Origin of the sequence: Actinomadura scrupuli (assembly GCF_050971785.1) — a bacterium.
Lineage (GTDB): Bacteria > Actinomycetota > Actinomycetes > Streptosporangiales > Streptosporangiaceae > Actinomadura_E > Actinomadura_E scrupuli.
Genome location: NZ_JBPCCU010000007.1, coordinates 378,111 through 395,561, shown reverse-complemented (window position 1 = coordinate 395,561; position 17,451 = coordinate 378,111). Strand labels below are relative to the sequence as shown.

Genomic DNA, 17,451 nt, shown 5'->3' with positions numbered 1-17,451 from the left:
GCTAAAGTATGTGCATGACGGGCGAAGTGTCACCGCAGGGACGAGATGATGACCAACTGCGTGTGTCACACGAGGACCGGGACCGGGTCGTCGAGCTGCTGCGGGTGGCCGCCGGTGACGGCCGGCTGACCGCGGAAGAGCTCGACGAACGGCTGGAGACGGCGCTGACGGCGCGCACCTACGGCGATCTCGCGGCGCTGGCCAAGGATCTGCCGGCCGCACCGGGCCTCGTCGCGGGCGTACACCCCCCGAAGCCGAAGGACATGATCCGCATCGACTGCGACAGCGGCAGCATCGACCGGGTCGGCCGGTGGCTCGTACCGCGGCGCATGGAGGTGCGGGTCACCAGCGGCCACGTGACGCTCGACTTCACCGAGGCGGTGATCACACAGCCGTCCCTCCAGATCGACGCCATCGTACGCAGCGGCACGCTGAAGCTGCTGACGATTCCCGGTGTCGTCGTCGACGCCGACGAGGTGGCCGTCCGGGCCGGCAGCGTCAAGGTCCGGGAGACCTGGGGCGCGGAGGTTCCCGTCCTTCTCCGGGTCAATGTGTCCGGGGAGGTCGACAGCGGCTCCCTCACGGCACGCCCGCCGCGGCGGTCCTTCGTCCAGTGGCTTCTGCGGCGCCCCAGCCCTCGGGGTCCCGGCGGATGAGGCCGAGTTCAGGGTGCCACGCGGGGAGGCCTGCGACGCCGGGCTTCGTGGCGGGCGCCGAACCGGCGTGTACGGCAGCTGAATCTCGCCCGTGATGGACAGGAGGCCGAGGTGGCCGAGACGACGCCGAGCGAGACGATGGTGGCCGAGGTGATGGCCGAGCTGGCCGGGCTCGAGGACCCCAGGACACGCGAGGTGAACGAGAAGCACGGTGACGATCATGGCGTCAACCTCGGCAGGCTGCGCGCGCTCGCGAAGCGGCTGAAGACGCGGCACGAACTCGCGTGCCGGCTCTGGGAGACGGGTGACACCGCGGCGAGACTGCTGGCGCTCCTGATCTGCCGCCCGAAGGCGTTCGAGCGTGACGAGCTGGACGTCATGTTGCGCGAGGCGCGCACACCCAAGGTGCACGACTGGCTCGTGAACTACGTGGTGAAGAAGAACCCGCACGCCGAAGAGCTGCGCCTGGCCTGGTCCGCCGATCCGGATCCAGTGGTCGCGAGTGCCGGCTGGGCGCTGACCACCGAACGCGTGACCAAGCAGCCCGAGGGTCTCGACCTCGCAGGACTACTCGACGTCATCGAGGCGGAGATGAAGGACGCCCCGGATCGCCTGCAGTGGGCGATGAACCACTGCCTGGCTCAGATCGGGATCGAGCACGCCGAGCACCGCGCCCGTGCGATCGACATCGGTGAGCGCCTGGAGGTGCTCAAGGACTACCCGACCTCGCCGGGCTGCACGTCTCCGTTCGCGCCCGTCTGGATCACCGAGATGGTGCGCAGGCAGCACGATGAGACGGCGACTCAGATGGTGAGCCGGCGGTAGCGAATGAGTCACGTTCTAAAGAGTTGAACGGTCTGAATATAACGCCAGGCCGCATCGGCGCCCGGAACTCTGGCGCCGTTGACGTCGTCCAACGGCTGAGGAACCGAGCGGGCGGGAGCAGTGATGGCGAAGATCAGGCTTTGCTTCAATTCGCCGTACGAGGTTGTCGATGGCGTTTCCGTCAAGCAGGTGGAAGTGATGGTGGAACGGATTGTCATGACGACCGAGAATGGCGAAGTGGTGATCGACTTTCCTGCTGACCTGCTCTGGTGGGCGGATCGGGAATCATCACCCGAGCCTGATGAGCCGGAAGCGGACGAAGCCGGTCCTCGCGAGGACACCCGGGACTACTGGGCGGCCGTGCGCGCCGCGAGAATGGTGACACCCGAGCCGCAGACGGTCTTCTCCCACACCACCCACGAGGACATCCCGGTCACCGGGGAGTTCCGCCGGCCGGTCGGTGAGGCCGAGTGAGCCGCGGCCGTTCGCGGGCCCGGGCGGCCTCGGCCCTTCGCCGCGGGCGCCGCGACGCCCCGTCGGGGTAGGGGTGCCGTGCGTGCGGGCCGGATTCTATCAAATATTGACACTCGATCCTCTTTCCTCGAAGGTCACTGAGTACGCACGAGGCCGGGCACACTCCGCGTTCCCCCGGCCTCACGTCGAGGAGGACGCATGGACGCCGAAAAGCTGCGGTCCCTGTTCGATCTGACCGGCCGGGTCGCCGTCGTCACCGGGGGCACGCGTGGGATCGGGCGGGCGATCGCCGAGGGGTTCGTCGCCGCCGGGGCGAGTGTCGTGGTGGCCAGCCGCAAGCCCGAGGCCTGCGCCGAGACCGAGGCGTACCTCAAGGCGATGGGCGGAGCCGCCCTCGGCGTCCCCACGCACCTGGGGGACCTGGAGTCGCTGGACGCCCTCGTGACGCGCACCGCCGAGACCTTCGGCGGGCTGGACATCCTCGTCAACAACGCGGCCAACGCCCTGGCACAGCCGCTGGGCTCGCTCACGGCCGAGGCGTTCGCCAAGTCCCAGGAGGTCAACGTCCGCGGGCCCGTCTTCCTGGTGCAGAGCGCGCTCGGCCACCTCACCGAGAGCCCGCACGCCTCGGTCGTCAACGTGGTCTCGGCCGGGGCGTTCCTGTTCTCTCCCTACGTGGCGATGTACGCCGCGGCCAAAGCGTCCATGGTGGCCTACACCCGCTCCATGGCCGCCGAGTTCGCCTCGCGCGGTATCCGCGTCAACGCCCTGGCCCCGGGGGCGGTCGATACCGACATGGTCCGCAACAACCCGCAGGAGTTCCAGGACCATCTGGCGGGCGCCAGCCTGCAGAAGCGCCTGGCGCACCCGGAGGAGATGGTCGGCCCCGCGCTGTTCCTCGCCGGCGACGCCTCCAGCTTCGTCACCGGCCAGGTCCTCATCGCCGACGGCGGCCTCGTGCCCCGCTGAGGCCTCATCCGCCGGCCCGGCACCCCGCGACGCCTCCCCGGCCGCGTCGCAGGAAGCGGAGGCGCGGCGCCGCAGTCCCCAGGCGGGCATGCACGTCCAGCAGGCCATCGCCGCCCTCGTCCCGAAATTGCGCAGCCTGCGCCAGCCGGTCATCTGCGCCGTCAACGGCCCCGCCTCCGGCGGCGGCCTGGCCCTGGCGCTGGCCGGCGACATCCGCGTCGCCGCCACCTCCGCGAGGTTCAACGCCGCCTTCGTCAAGATCGGCCTTTCGGGCTGCGACATCGGCGTCAGCTGGCTGCTGCCCCGTTTGATCGGCGCCGGCCGGTCCCACGAGCTCCTGCTCACCGGCCGCTTCGTCGAGTCCGACGAGGCCCTGCGCATCGGCCTGGTCAACAGGGTCGTCGACGACGGAAAGGCCGTCGAGGCAGCCCTGGAGACCGCCGCCCTGATCTGCGCCAACAGCCCCATGGGGGTCTGGATGACCAAGGAGGTCGCCTGGAGCCAGCTCGAGGTCTCCAGCCTCCAGGCCGGCATCGACCTGGAGAACCGCACCCAGATCCTCACCTCCTACACCCGCGACCAGACCGAGCAGATCACGTCCTTCCTGGAGCGCCGCCCTCCCCGCTACACCGACTCCTGACCCCGTGCCGGGCGCCGCGGCGGCCCGTGGGCCCGCCGGAACGATCGGCACCGTCGAGGCGAAGCCGGCCGCAGAGGGGCATCGCGACCTGGCGGAGCCGGCTCCCGGGACTGAGCCCGTACCCTGACCGCATGACGACAGTGCTCTGCGTTCCCCAGTGGCAGGGGTCGGCTTCGGAGCAGGCGCCGCGCCTCGTGGCGGGCGCCCGGCGTGCCGCCGAGCTGATTCCGGCCGACGCCCGGGTCACGGTGCCGGTGCTCGAAGCGGGCGGTGGGAACGAGACCGGGACACGCGCGCTGGACGTCCTCGTGGAGAACCTGCGCCTGACGCGGGAGGCACTGGCGGGCATCGACGACGTGGTGGTCACGGTCGGCGGCGACTGCGGCGTGGATCTGGCACCGATCGCCGCCGCCCGCGACCGGTACGGGGAGCGGCTGACGGTTCTGTGGATCGACGCGCATCCGGATCTGTACACCCCGCAGACCCTGCCGTCGGGAGCCTTCCACGGGATGGTGGTGCGTGCCCTGCTCGGCGAGGGACCGGCGCCGCTCGTTCCGGAACGCCCCTTGGCACCGGAGCAGGTGAGATACGCGGGGCTCCGGGCGGGCGACGCGACGGAATACGACTACATCGGGAAGACCGGCCTGCGGACGCACGGCGTCGAGGACCTCGAAAGAGTGCTCGACGGTCTCACCGGCCCGGTGTACGTGCACCTCGACCTGGACGTCCTGGACCCCGGGGAGTTCGGCTCCACCTGCTATCCCGAGCCGGACGGGGTGCCGGCGCAACGGCTGATCGAGCTCGTCTCCCGCGTGGACGGTGTGGTCGGAGCGGCCATCACGGAGCACGCGCCGTCCGGCGGCGCCGGCGAAGCCGCCGAGGCCGAGGTGATCCGCCGGCTGGGCGCCGCGCTCCGCCTCTGAGGATCGGCGCCTACCGCGTGGCGGCACCTCGGAAACCGTCGGAGGCACCACGTAGTGTCACGCTGAAGGCGCACCGGACCCGACTTGCGCAGGGAGTCTTCCATGCCGGAAACGCAGATATGGATCACCGGCCTCGGGCTGGTCGAATCGCCTCGCTGGCACGACGGCCGCCTGTACTTCTCCGACTGGACGGCGCACGAAGTGATCGCGCTCGACCTCGAGGGTGAGCACGAGGTGGTGGCCCGGGTGGACTCCCTTCCGCTCTGCACGGCCTGGCAGCCCGACGGGCGGTTGATGATCGTCGACTCCCGGCGGGGGCTGCTGCTGCGCCTGGAACCCGACGGTTCGCTGGTGACCCATGCCGACCTCAACGGCCTCGGGCGCGGCTGGAACGACATGGTCATCGACGGTCGCGGCAACACCTACGTCAACGGCATCGGCTTCGACATGCTCGCCGGTGAGGCGTTCGCTCCCGGATTCGTCGTGCACGTCGGCCCCGGCGGTTCGGCCCGTGCGGTGGCCGACGGCGTCGCCTTTCCCAACGGCATGGCCGTGACACAGGACAACTCGACGCTGATCGTCGCCGAGTCGTACGCCAACAGGCTCACCGCCTTCGACATCGAGGCGGACGGCGGCCTGTCCGGCCGCCGGGTCTGGGCCGAGACCGGCGACGACCATCCCGACGGCATCTGCACCGACGCCGAGGGCGCCGTCTGGTACGCGGACGTCGGCAACAAGCGCTGCGTCCGCGTCCGGGAGGGCGGCGAGGTCCTGCAGACGGTCGATGTCGACCGGGGATGCTTCGCCTGCGTGCTCGGCGGCCAGGACGGAAGGACGCTGTTCATCGTGGCGGCCGAGTGGCGCATGCCCGAGATGGTTCCCCCCGGGACCGGGCGAGTGCTCTCCGTCCAGGTCACGGTCCCCGGCGCCGGCTGGCCGTAGACACCGGGCGGCATCTCGGCGCCGCGCCCGGCTCATACCCAGCCGCGTAGCGCGGCCTGGGCGCCGGCCTGGAAACGGTTCTCGGCTCCCAGCAGGTCCAGAAGACGCTTCATCCGCCGGCGCATGGTGCGGGTGCTCATGCCGAGCCGCCGGGCGATCGTGTCGTCCTTCAGCCCGGCGAGGAGCAGGGCCAGCAGCCGGCGGTCCTCCTCGTCGAGCGGCGAGCCCGGGGACGCCCCGAGCGGAGCGGCCTGCTTCCAGGTGAACTCGAAGAGCTGGACCAGGGCGTCCAGCAGTGCGGACGGATGCACCAGCGCGGCCTGCGGGGTGGCCTGCTCCAGGTGCACCGACACCAGTGCGGCGTCGGAATCGGCGATGGCCAGCTTCACCGGGATGCTGCCCGACACGCGCGCTTGTTCTCCCTGCGCCACCAGCGCGTGGATCTCGTCGAGCGCGCCGGGCTCCACGAGGGACTCGGGGGCGTAGACGGCGCGCCAGCGTACTCCGCGCTGGAGCGCGCCCGGTTCGACCGGATTGGTGGCGGCCAGCGCATACGGTGGCCGGTCCAGCATCCGCATGTCCTCACGGACTCCGTGCTGGAGCCGGAGGAACTGGCGGGCCACCTCCTCCCTCTCGCTGAGTATCTCCACCGCGCTCGCGTGACCGGCGCGGTCCCTGCGGAACCGCACCGCCAGTTCGGCGGCCGCCGTACGCAGCCGGGTCAGGTCCTGCTCCTGGTCCCGGATGAGGGCCTCCAGCGCCACGTCCGGCTCGGCGGCGGCATAGCGCCGTGGCCGGCCGGAGAGCCTGCTCACCAGGCCGCGGGAGCGCAACCGGCCCAGGGCGCTGAGCAGCCGGTCCTGCCCGCAGTGCAGCCGGGACGCCAGCTCCTGCGCGGTTGCCTCCGGCCCGCCCAGCAACTCCCGGTAGACCCTCTCGTCGAACGCGGCCACGTTGAGCGGCGCCAGAATCCGGCCGTCCTGGAACATGGCCGCATCCTGTCCGGCATGTGCCAACGTCCGCAATGAGCCATACATAACTGTTGTTTACTCTTGTCCTAAAAGGTCAGTCTTGGCCGGTGCTCACGAATCGAAGATCGCGGCCGACACTGGCCGCCGCGGTGTTGCTGGCCGCTCTCGTCCCCGCCATCGGCGGCACCGCCCGCGCCGAGACCAAGACCGACCAACGGGTCATCGTCGAATTCGATACCGCACCCGGCGCGCGCGCCGGATCCGGACAGGACCTGCTCGAGAACGCCCGCCGGGCCGGCGTCACCCTGCGCACCACACGGCGATTCTCCCGGCTGGTCAACGCCGTCGCCGCGGCGGTCCCCGCCGGTCAGCTCGGCAAGGTACGGGCGCTGCCCGGCGTGAAGGCCGTCTACCCGGACCTGCCGGTGAAGACGACCGCCGAGGCCAACATCAGCCTCATCGGCGCACCCGGGCTCTGGCAGCGCAAGGACCCCACCGGCCGCAAGGTCACCGGCTCGGGCATCACCGTGGCGGTCGTCGACACCGGCATCGACGGCACCCATCCCGACCTGAAGGGGAAGGTCGTCGGAGGCCACGACTTCGTCAACGGTGATGACGACCCCACCGACGACAACGCGCACGGCACCCACGTCGCCGGCATCATCGCGCAGACCGCGCCGGGGGCCTCCCTCACCGCCTACAAGGTCCTCAACGCGGACGGTGCCGGCTACGAGTCGGACGTCATCGCCGGTCTGGAGGCCGCGGTCGACCCGGCCAACCCGCACCGCGCCGACGTCGTCAACATGAGCGTCGGCGCCCCGGGCGACGGCACCGACCCGCTCGGGCAGGCGGCCACCCGCGCCACGCAGTCCGGCGTGGTCGTCGTCGCCGCGGCCGGCAACGCCGGGCCGGGAGCGACGACGATCGGCACGCCGGCCGCCGCGGACGGCGTGCTGGCCGTCGGAGCCTCGTTCAGCGGCATCCGGATACCGGTCGCCCGGCTGGCCCGGACAGGCGAGGAACTGCAGGCCACGCGCGCCGCCTACTCGGCCAGCCCGCCCGCCGAACCGGCCACCGGCACCCTCGTCGATGTCGGGGAGGGCGAACCGGCCGACTTCGACAAGGCCGGCGACCTGCACGGAAAGGTCGTCGCCTACTCCGACTCGGGCAACGGCGTGCTGCGCGCCCGGGAGGCCGAGAAGCGCGGCGCGATCGCCGCTCTGACGTACTCCGTGTCGTCGGCCGGCCCGCAGTTCGCCGGCCGGAGCGGAGGGCAGCCGGCCTCTCCCTCGACTCTCGCCTCCGGCGACGACCTGCGCATGGACAAGATCGTCGTGATGGCCGTGGAGAGCACCCAGTGGGCGGAGCTGGGCCGGCTGAGCGCGCAGGGCAAAGTCGCGATCACGATCACGGGCAAGGACGCGACCGACCAGATCGCCGGCTTCAGCTCACGCGGCCCGACCACCCGGCACACACTCAAGCCGGATCTCGTCGCACCGGGTGTCGAGATCCGCTCGACCGTGCCCAAGAGTCTCTGGGAGTACGGCCAGTACCGGATGTCGGGGACCAGCATGGCGTCGCCGCACGTGGCGGGCGCCGCCGCTCTGCTGCGTCAGCTCGGCACGAAACATGTCGCGGAAGCGCTCATCGGCGCCGCCAGGCCGCTGACCGGCAGCGGGCCGACGACCCAGGGCGGCGGCCGGCTCGACGTGGCCGCCGCGGCGGACGCGACCGTCACCGCGCAGCCGCCGACCGTCTCGTTCGGCCTGGCCGACCTGCGCGACCGCACCACGACGGCGAAGGCCACCGTCACGCTCACCAACCAGGGACGCACCTCCTTCAGAGCGCCGCTCGGCGTCGCCGCGGCCGCCGGCAGCCCCGGCCGGGTCCGGGTCAGCCCGAGCGTCGTGACCGTACCGGCCGGTGGGACGGCGACCGTCACCGTGACGGCCACGGCCGACCGGCCCGGCACCGACGCCGACGTGAGCGGCTGGGTGACCGTGGGCGGGAGGCTGCGCGTGCCGTACCTGCTCGCGCTGCGGCCACTGCTGCTGCGCACCAGCCCGGATCCCAGCGATGGGAACTCCGAGGTGTTCCTGTACGCCCCGGCGGATCTCGCCGGGCCGCCGGTCGTCACGGTGACCGCCCCGGACGGGCGGCGTACCCGGGTGACGGCCACCCTCGACTTCGATCGCTGGTACCGCGCGCCGGTGACCGGGCACCTGGCCGGTGGTTACCGGCTGGAGGCACAGGCCACCGCGTCCGGCGGGCAGGTGCTGCGCGGCACCGGCGCGTTCGAGGTGATCCCGGCCGCGACCGGGAACGGCGGGTGGCAGCCCGCCGGGCCGAACGGGCAGGCGGGCCGGCTCGCGACCTCGCCCGCCGCCCCCGATCAGCTCGTGCTCACCCAGCTCGGCAAGGCGGGGATCTGGCTCACCACCGACAAGGGCCGGCAGTGGCGGCAGCTCGACCGGCTGCCGGTGGCCGGCGGCACGGGCACCATCGTCGTCGACCCCCGCGACCCCAAGCGGATGTGGTACGGGGTGAACGGCCGGGCGTACGCCGACTCCATCGACGCCTACGACCCGACGTACGAGGGCAAGATGCTGTCCACCGGCGACGGGGGGCGCACCTGGCGGACCCTGCCGTTCCCCAACACGCACGTGGACGCGCTGGTGTCGGACGGCCGGGCGCTGGTCGCGGTGACCGCCGGCGGGGTCGTCAGCAGCGACGACGGGGGAGCGCACTGGACCACGCACGCGGTGACGCTGCCCACCGGCATCACCGGGGCGGCCCTCGCCGGCGGCGACCTGTACATGAGCACCTATTCCGGAGTCTGGGTCGTGCGTCACGCGACCGGCAACGAGCTCGCGCCCGCCGAGCACGTCTACACGACCGACTCGGGCGGGGCGGTCGGCGTCGGGGCGGACTCCGAGCTCGTCGTCACGGCGACCGCCGAGGGAACCGTCCACGGTTCCCGGGACGGCGGCCGTACGTGGAAGGTGCTCTACCGCATCACGCCGGAGGGCAACGACGCCTTCTCGGTACGGCTGTCCGGTGGCACCGTGTACGTGGGCTCCTACCAGCAGGATTTCGTCGGCCGCGACCACGGAGCGGTCTGGAGCGCGCTGCCCAAGCCCGCACCGGGCCCGATCGACGTCGACTTCGGCAGGTTCGGCGGCGCCACCCTGGTGTCGGCCGACGGCGGCGGGCTCTACGCGACCACGGACGCCGGCGCTCACTACGACCGGATCGGCGTGCAGGGCACCTCGGTGTACGCGCTGGCCGTGGGCAGGCGGGCGAACGGCACGCCGGCGCTGGTCGCGGCCACCGACATGGAGACCAGCCTGACCTCGCTGCCGACCGGGCAGAGCGTGAACCCGGAGTGGAGCGGCAACTCCAGTGAGGGGACCGTCGGCACCACGATCCGCCAGCTGGCGGCCTCGCCCTCGGACCCGCGCGTGCTGTGGAAGGTGCGCACGGACGCGTTCGGCTCCTTCTGGTTGTCGCGGTCCTCCGACGGCGGCGTGAGCTGGTCAGGTGTCACCAACGCCGGTGAGACGCCGACCACGCTGCTGGTGCACCCGGCCGACACCCGGCGCGTTTTTGTCGGATTCACCAGCCTGGCCGGCAGCGGCCTGTACGTCACCAAGGACGATGGCCGGACCTGGCGCAGGTACTTCCTGGGGCACCGGGTCGACGCGGTCGCCGGGGACCCGCACGACGCCGACCGCGTCTGGGTCGGTACGCCGGACGGCCTCTACCGGTCCGACGACGGCGGCGCGCACATCACCAAGACCGGTGACGGCGCGGTGTCGGCGATCACCATCGACCCCAGGAGGCCACAGCGGATCATGGTCGGCGGCGCCACGCTGCGAGTGAGCACCGACGGTGGCCGTACGTTCCGCACCGCCGACGCCGGATCCTTGTCGATGCGGGTGTCGTCGCTGGTGGTGTCGCCGCGCGATCCGGACGTGCTGTACGCGGGCACGTCCACGCACTGGGAGAACGGACTGCGCCTCGGCGGCAGAGGCGTGCTGCGCTCGGCCGACGGGGGGCGGACCTGGCAGAACATCTCCTCCGGCCTGCAGAACAAGGGCGTGCTCAGCCTGAGCGTCAGCCCGGACGGCAGGTGGCTGTACGCCGGTACCGAACAGGGCGGGGTGCACCGCCTCCCGCTGGGAGACAGGTGACCCGGCGCCGGCGGCTATGCGCTGACGCACGGTGCGGGGATGGCGTACGGGCTCGCGCGCGGGCCCGTACGCCATCCCTGCGGCACATGTCCCTGTCTGAAGGCTTTGCCACCGCAGGGTCTGGGGCTGGCCGGATTCGGCTGTTCCGGGGGTATGTATGCCTGGCTCGTGCGATCTGGGCAAGGTCGTCCGGTGTCTTCGGCGGGGTAGCCGGGAGGGGGCTCGGCGGCCGGCTGGAGACGGGGGATCGCTTCATCGCATCTGTCGGCTCGGCGGGGGGCGCTCGATGTCGGGGAACGTGCTTCGTAAGGTCACGGCCGTGGCCGCGGTGCTGGCGTGCGTCACCGGCCTCTCCCCGGCGCGGGCCGGTGGGGGGCAGGGCGCGACGGGGACCGTCGAGGTCGCGGGCGGCGGCAGCAGCCAGGACTTCGACCGGGCTTGGAAGTTCGCCCTGGTCAATCCGGACGGCATCACCGACCCGGCGGGCGCTCATGCGCGCGCGTCCCAGCCGGGCTATGACGACTCCGCCTGGCGAAGCCTCGACCTTCCCCACGACTGGAGCATCGAGCTCACCCCCACCCCCACCGGGAACACCGACAGCGGCACCGGCTTCCTGCAGGGCGGTCTGGGCTGGTATCGCAAGACCTTCACGCTGCCGCCGTCGATGGCCGGCAAGCGGATCTCGGTCGAGTTCGACGGCGTCTACATGGACTCCTCCATCTACTTCAACGGCCACCTGCTCGCACACCACCCGTACGGCTACACGGGTTTCGAGGTCGGCCTGACGGAGCTCGCCCGTACGGACGGGAAGACCCCCAACGTCCTGGCCGTGAAGGTCCGGAACCGGTTGCCCAGCAGCCGGTGGTACTCGGGCAGCGGTATCTACCGTCACGTGCACCTCGTGGTCACGGACCCGGTCCACACTGCCCGCCACGGCGTCTTCGTCACGACGCCGGGCCTCGAGAGCACCTACGCGGAGGGGTACGCGAACGTACGCGTCCGGACGAGCGTCGCCGACGACGCGGGCGGCACCCGGCCCGTCGCCGTCGTCTCCACGGTACGCGGCCCGGACGGGAGGATCGTCGCGTCGCACCGGTCCACGGCCACGGCGGGTGCGGAACCGGCCGTCGACGACATCCGGGTCGATCGCCCGGTTCTGTGGTCCACGGATCACCCGTACCTGTACACCCTGCGGACCGACATCGTGGTGGCGGACCGGACGGTCGACACCACCACGACGACGTTCGGGATCCGCTGGTTCAGATTCGACCCGGCGGGCGGCTTCTCGCTCAACGGCAGACCCATGAAGATCCAGGGCGTCGACCTCCATCACGACCAGGGGGCGCTGGGCAGCGCGATCAACAGGGACGCGCTGGTGCGGCAGATAAAGATCATGAAGAGCATGGGCGTCAACGCCCTGCGGACCTCGCACAATCCGCCCTCGCCAGAGATGATCGACGTCTGCGAGCGGCTGGGCATCGTCATGATGGTCGAGGCCTTCGACACCTGGCGCAGGCCGAAGGTCGCCTACGACTACGGACGCTTCTTCGATGCCCACAGCGACGCCGACATCAAGGAGATGGTCCGTGCCGCCAGGAACTCCCCAGCGGTGGTCCTGTGGTCCATCGGCAACGAGATCCCGGACTCGACGTCCGTGCCGGTCGGCGTGCCGATCGCCAAGCGACTGATCGCCGACGTGAAGTCGATCGATACCAGCAGGCCCATCGTGATGGGGTCCAACAAGTACCGCAGCGTGCCGAAGGCCGGGTCGGCCCAGGACCGGATCCTCGGGCTGCTCGACGGCATGGGCCTGAACTACAACACGGCCGCCTCGGTCGACGCGCTGCACGCGCGGTACCCGACGAAGTTCTTCTTCGAGTCGGAGTCCTCCTCGGAAACGTCCACCCGGGGCGTCTACCAGGACCCCGAACAGCTCAACACCGGTGAGAACCACACGCCCGGAAAACGGGGAACCTCCTCTTACGACAACAACCTCGCTCCGTGGACGATGAGCGGCGAATACGGCCTGAAGAAGGACCGCGACCGCAGGTTCTTCGCGGGGCAGTTCCTCTGGTCGGGCATCGACTACATAGGCGAGCCCACGCCGTACGACGTCTTCCCGGTCAAGTCCTCCTTCTTCGGCGCGGTGGACACGGCCGGCTTCCCGAAGGACATGTACTACCTGTTCAGGAGCCAGTGGACGACCCGGCCCATGGTCCACCTGCTGCCGATGAACTGGACCGGGTACGCCCCCGGGCGGCCCGTCCAGATCTGGGCCTACTCCAACGTCGACACCGTCGAGCTCTTCCTCAACGGCAGGTCCCTGGGCGTACGGAGGTTCGACAGGAAGACCACGACGTACGGCACGCCGTATCTCGAGACGACGCAGGCCACCGGTGACGACAAGACGGTCCGCTCGGGCCGCCATCCCGGCAGCTACACCAGCCCGAACGGTAGCGCGGGCAAGCTGCACCTGAGCTGGAACGTCCCGTTCGCGCCGGGACGGCTGGTGGCCAAGGCGATGCGGGACGGCAAGGTCGTGGCCACCGACGAGGTGGCCACGGCTTCGGCGCCGTCCGCACTGCGGCTGTCCCCGGACAGGACCGTTCTCGCCGCCGATGGCTCATCGCTGTCCCACCTCACCACCGAGGTCGTCGACGCCCACGGCGTCATGGTCCCCGACGCCGGAAACCTCATCCGTTTCACGGTCACGGGCAGTGGGAGGCTCGCCGGGCTCGACAACGGCAGGCAGGAGGACGCGGAGGGCTACCAGGCCACCACCAGGGCCGCCTTCAACGGCAAGGCCCTCGCGATCGCCAGGTCGACGCGGCGGCCGGGCCCCATCACCGTCACCGCGACCTCGCCGGGGCTGCGCCCGGCCACGGTGACCCTCTCGGCCACACCGGCGCCGGCGACCCTCGCCGCCGACCTGACGGCAACGGCCCCCACGGCAGCGTCTTCCACGGCGGCGTCTTCCACGGCAGCGGTTCCGGCAACACCGGCGAACGGCCCCGCGGCGGGCACGCCCCTCGCGGACGCGAGCTACTCCGGTGCCCCCGGCACCCTTCCCGCCGCCATGCTCGACGGTGACCCCTCGACGGGCTGGTCCAACCACTACGACAAGGCGCCGACGGCGTTGCTGCCCGCCTTCAGCCGGGCCCATGCGAGCGACTGGGTCTCGGTGTCGTCACCGGCTCCCCGGATGCTCGGTGCCGTGACGGCCTGCTTCACGGTCGACGCCTCCCATGACCTGCCGGCCGCGATCAGCGTGACCCACTGGAACGGCAGCGCCTTCGTCCCGGTCAGGAACCCCCGCGTCACCTGGGCCGCCGCGTCGAACCGGCCGACGACCATCACGTTCGACCCCGTCCGCACGACACAGCTCAAACTGGACATGACGAGCCGGGCGCCGGGCACCGCGACCGGCTTCCTGAGGATCACCGAACTCCGCCATCGAGGTGCCCCTCAGGTCACGTCATCCGTGCGCGGATCGTCCTGAGGGAGGTCTTCCGCCGCCGCGGCCGTGTCCAGCTCGTCCATTACCTCCTGTGTGTGGGCGCCGAGCCTGGGGGCGGGACCGGCGATACGGCCGGGGGTTCGCGAGAACCAGGTCGGGGCGCCGGGAAAGCGCACTGGGCCGTTAGGCGTGTCGACCGTCTCGAAGAATCCCGCTTCGTTCAGATGCGGATTGTCGAACAGCTCGTCGAGGGTACGGATCGGCGCGGCGGGAATGTCGAGAGACCGAAGCAGCCCGAGCCAGTCCTGGGTCGTACGCTGCAGGAAGGTCTCTCCCAGCAGGGCATAGACCGTGTCGATTCGGCGCGCTCGTTGTTCGAGGGTGGCGAAGTGTTCGCCGGCCCATGCGGGTTTCACGGCGTTGACGAATGCGGACCACTGCTTGTCGTTGTACACCAGTGCGGAGATGAGGCCGTCCTTGGTGCGGTAGGGCTTCCGGTCGGGTGTCACCGCACGCGGGTAAACGGCAGGACCCAGCGGAGGGCTGAACATCGCACCATTGGCATGTTCGACCAGCATGAACGCGGCCATGGTCTCGAACATGGCGACCTCCACCTCCTGGCCCTCGCCGGTCCGCTCGCGGTGGAAAAGCGCCATCATGGTCGCGTACAGGGCCGTCAACCCAGCCACCTTGTCCGCCATGATGGTGCCGACATAGGCGGCCTCGCCGGTCAGTTTCTCCTGCACGAACGGCAGGCCGCACTCGGCCTGGATCGTATCGTCGTACGCGGTGAGATTCGCGTCCGGGCCGCGGCGTCCGTAACCGTAGCAGTTGGTGTAGATGATCGATGCGTTGATGGCGGCCACTTCTTCGTAGCCGAATCCGAGTCCGGTGATGGCCTTTGCGCGCATCGAATGGATGAACACGTCGCCGTGCTCTATGAGTTCCCGCAAGGTGCGCCTGCCCTCGCCGGAACGCAGGTCCAGCACCACGCTGCGCTTGCCGCGGTTCACGTTGACGAACACCCCTCCCATTCCCGGTTCCGGCCCGACCGAGATGTATCGGGTGTTGTCGCCGGTGGGGGGCTCGATTTTGATTACATCCGCCCCCATATCGGCCATGATCTGAGTGCAGTAGGGGCCCATGACCATCGCCGTCAGATCGACAACGCGTACTCCCGACAGGGGACCTGGGTGTTTCATGTGCCCGAGCCTCGATCGATGAGCACGGTGTCGCTCATCAGAAGCCCCTCTGCTGAACGGTGTGGGCCTCCCGCGCCAGCTCTTCCTGAAAGTCGGGATGGGCGATGGCGACCAGCCGGCGGGTGCGCTCGGCAAGGGTCTGGCCCTTGAGCTCGGCCGCGCCGAACTCGGTGACGATCACATCCACGTCACTGCGCGCGGTGGTGACCGGCCCCGACAGGTGGACGGTTATCCGGCTGACCGTGCCGCCCTTGGCGGTGGCGGGCAGAGCGATGATGGCGTGACCACCGGGTGAGCGCGCCCCGGCCCGGACGAAGTCCACCTGGCCGCCGGTACCGCCGAAGTAGGCCGATCCGCTCTGTTCGGCGTTCACCTGGCCGGTCAGGTCGACCTCCACGGCTGAATTGATGGTCACCAGTCCGTCCAGCCGCGCGAGCACGGCCGCATCATGGGTGTAGGAAGTGGTGCACATGCGGATCCGCGGGTTGCGGTGGGCGAATTCGTAGAGACGCCTGGTGCCGATCAGGGCACCGTTGACCGAGACCCCTTTGTCGATGCGTTTGCGCGCATTGGTGACGACGCCCGCCTCGACCAGCTCGACCAGACCGTCGCCCAGCATCCCCGAGTGCACGCCCAGATCCCTGCGGTCGTGCAGCAGGCGAAGGACCGCATCCGGCACGGCGCCGACCCCGGTCTGAATGACCGAGCCGTCCTCGATGTAGGCGGCGGCGTGTTCCGCTATGGCCTCGTCGGTCTCGCCGATTCTCGCCGGTGGCACCTCCACCGGCGGCCGCGAGACCCGCACGGCGCAGTCGATCTCCGCTGCGGGCAGCAGCTCGCCGTGGGTGAAGGGCACCTGGTCGTTGACCTCCGCTATGACGACGCGCGCCTTGGCGACGGCGGCCCGTACGTAGTCGCTGATGAGGCCGAAGCTGTGGTCGCCGTTCGCGTCGGGCGTGCTGACCTGGACGAAGGCGACGTCGCACGCGAGGGTCCCGGCCTCGATCATCGGGCCGATCTGGCTGACATGGCAGGGGACCACGCCGAGCCTGTGCTCTTTGGTCAGCGAGCGCAACGCGCCGATCGCCCCCATGCTGGACAGGGAGAAGGCGTCCGTCGCCGCCGGGGTGAGCAGACCGGAGAAGCTCGTCGCGATGAAGGCGGAAAGCCCGCCGATCTCGCGGCCCTGAGCGATCAGCGCCTCGACCAGCGTGGTCGGTTCGCCGCAGGCCTGGCCCATGACGATGTGGTCGCCGGGGCGCAGGAACCGGCCGAGGTCCAGGTCGCCGGCATCGGAGACGGCCGTCACGCGCGTCCCCCTGATGCCAGCAGGGCCTGTGCGCGGGCGAGATGGGGGCGGTCGAGCATGGCGCCCTGGTGACCGATGGCGCCGGCGCCGGGATTTGCGGCGAACAGATCGACGATCTGCTGAGCCGCGGCGAGTTCCTCCTCCGTGGGGGTGAAGGCCGCGTTGATCACATCCACCTGGGCAGGGTGGATGGCCAGCATGCCCCGGTATCCGTCACGGCGTACCTTCTCGGCTCGCCGGCGCAGTCCTTCCACATCACGGAAGTCGCCCTGGATGGTCTCGATGGGCGCCACACCGGCGGCGGCCGCACCCAGGAGGCACAGGCTTCGGGCCAGCTCGTAGGTGAAGCCATAGCCTCCGTCAGGATCGCGGTTCTCGCTGGCGCCCACCGCATCGGCGAGATCTTCCGCACCCCAGGTCATGGCGACCAGTCTCGGTGCGCCCTTGTACGAGCCGGTGGTGAACATGCCCTCGGCCGTCTCGGTCACCAGGGCGATGACCTTCGTCGAGCCCTGCTCGATGCCGGCGGATACCTCCAGCGCCGAGAGGTAGTGGTCGAGAAGCTCCACGTCCGCACGGCCGCGTGACTTGGGAAGCATGATGCCGCCGGGCTGTGCGGGGATCACCGCCGCCAGGTCGGCCAGCGCATGGGGGCCGTCCAGCGGGTTGACCCGCACCCACAATCGGTCTCTGTCCTCTTGCGGCCGAGCCGTCAGAAAGGCCGAGACCATCGCCCGGGACCTGGGCTTTCCGTCGTCCGTCACCGCGTCCTCCAGGTCGAGGACGACGATGTCCGCCGGGCCGGCGGTGGCCTTTTCCATCTTTCTTTCGCTGTCGCCCGGGGCGAACAGCCAGGAGCGCGCGCTGAAGGTCTCGCCTGTGCCGGTCAT

General features: G+C 70.5%; 12 protein-coding genes and 1 pseudogene. 9 read left to right on the top strand and 4 right to left on the bottom strand.

Features of this window, described 5'->3' with window-relative positions; all coding sequences use genetic code 11:
* The first annotated feature begins 14 nt into the window (after nucleotides 1-14).
* The 7 genes and pseudogenes from ACRYCC_RS30160 to ACRYCC_RS30130 all read left to right on the top strand — a co-directional run bounded on the left by ACRYCC_RS30160 (nucleotide 15) and on the right by ACRYCC_RS30130 (nucleotide 5,429).
* Nucleotides 15-656 carry a DUF1707 SHOCT-like domain-containing protein gene (locus tag ACRYCC_RS30160; protein WP_433817115.1) on the top strand — a complete coding sequence of 214 codons (642 nt, stop codon included), beginning with the start codon at nucleotides 15-17 and terminating at the stop codon, nucleotides 654-656.
* Between the two features lie 153 nt (nucleotides 657-809).
* Nucleotides 810-1,481 (top strand): DNA alkylation repair protein, encoded by a 672-nt coding sequence (locus tag ACRYCC_RS30155; protein ID WP_433817217.1) that lies wholly within the window; start codon nucleotides 810-812, stop codon nucleotides 1,479-1,481.
* 123 nt (nucleotides 1,482-1,604) lie between these two features.
* Entirely contained in the window at nucleotides 1,605-1,955 is a 351-nt protein-coding gene (locus tag ACRYCC_RS30150) for a hypothetical protein (protein WP_433817114.1), read from the top strand.
* Nucleotides 1,956-2,153: 198 nt separating this feature from the next.
* A complete protein-coding gene (locus tag ACRYCC_RS30145) occupies nucleotides 2,154-2,924 on the top strand; it encodes an SDR family NAD(P)-dependent oxidoreductase (protein WP_433817113.1) in 771 nt (256 codons plus the stop codon).
* Nucleotides 2,925-3,003: 79 nt separating this feature from the next.
* Nucleotides 3,004-3,564, top strand: a pseudogene (locus ACRYCC_RS30140) (enoyl-CoA hydratase/isomerase family protein); the annotation flags it as partial.
* Nucleotides 3,565-3,695: 131 nt separating this feature from the next.
* Nucleotides 3,696-4,487, top strand: a complete 792-nt coding sequence (locus tag ACRYCC_RS30135) for an arginase family protein (protein WP_433817112.1) — start codon at nucleotides 3,696-3,698, stop codon at nucleotides 4,485-4,487.
* A gap of 102 nt (nucleotides 4,488-4,589) precedes the next feature.
* Nucleotides 4,590-5,429 (top strand): SMP-30/gluconolactonase/LRE family protein, encoded by an 840-nt coding sequence (locus tag ACRYCC_RS30130; RefSeq protein WP_433817111.1) that lies wholly within the window; start codon nucleotides 4,590-4,592, stop codon nucleotides 5,427-5,429.
* 32 nt (nucleotides 5,430-5,461) lie between these two features.
* Here ACRYCC_RS30130 and ACRYCC_RS30125 read toward each other — a convergent pair whose 3' ends face one another.
* Nucleotides 5,462-6,418: a TrmB family transcriptional regulator gene (locus tag ACRYCC_RS30125; protein ID WP_433817110.1), complete on the bottom strand. Its 957-nt coding sequence runs from the start codon at nucleotides 6,416-6,418 to the stop codon at nucleotides 5,462-5,464.
* A gap of 89 nt (nucleotides 6,419-6,507) precedes the next feature.
* Between ACRYCC_RS30125 and ACRYCC_RS30120 the strand changes: the two genes are divergently transcribed.
* Nucleotides 6,508-10,593: a S8 family serine peptidase gene (locus tag ACRYCC_RS30120; protein WP_433817109.1), complete on the top strand. Its 4,086-nt coding sequence runs from the start codon at nucleotides 6,508-6,510 to the stop codon at nucleotides 10,591-10,593.
* 298 nt (nucleotides 10,594-10,891) lie between these two features.
* Nucleotides 10,892-14,092 (top strand): glycoside hydrolase family 2 TIM barrel-domain containing protein, encoded by a 3,201-nt coding sequence (locus ACRYCC_RS30115; RefSeq protein ID WP_433817108.1) that lies wholly within the window; start codon nucleotides 10,892-10,894, stop codon nucleotides 14,090-14,092.
* Here the strand turns inward: ACRYCC_RS30115 and ACRYCC_RS30110 are convergent.
* Genes ACRYCC_RS30110 through ACRYCC_RS30100 form a run of 3 tightly spaced genes read right to left on the bottom strand, consistent with a single transcriptional unit; the run spans nucleotide 14,059 to nucleotide 17,451 of the window.
* Nucleotides 14,059-15,252, bottom strand: coding sequence for a CaiB/BaiF CoA transferase family protein (locus ACRYCC_RS30110; protein WP_433817107.1), 1,194 nt, complete (start codon nucleotides 15,250-15,252; stop codon nucleotides 14,059-14,061). The genes ACRYCC_RS30115 and ACRYCC_RS30110 overlap by 34 nt on opposite strands.
* Nucleotides 15,253-15,289: 37 nt before the next feature.
* Nucleotides 15,290-16,561, bottom strand: a complete 1,272-nt coding sequence (locus ACRYCC_RS30105; RefSeq protein WP_433817106.1) for an acetyl-CoA hydrolase/transferase family protein — start codon at nucleotides 16,559-16,561, stop codon at nucleotides 15,290-15,292.
* Entirely contained in the window at nucleotides 16,558-17,451 is an 894-nt protein-coding gene (locus ACRYCC_RS30100) for an HpcH/HpaI aldolase/citrate lyase family protein (RefSeq protein ID WP_433817105.1), read from the bottom strand. The genes ACRYCC_RS30105 and ACRYCC_RS30100 overlap by 4 nt, the downstream gene beginning before the upstream one ends.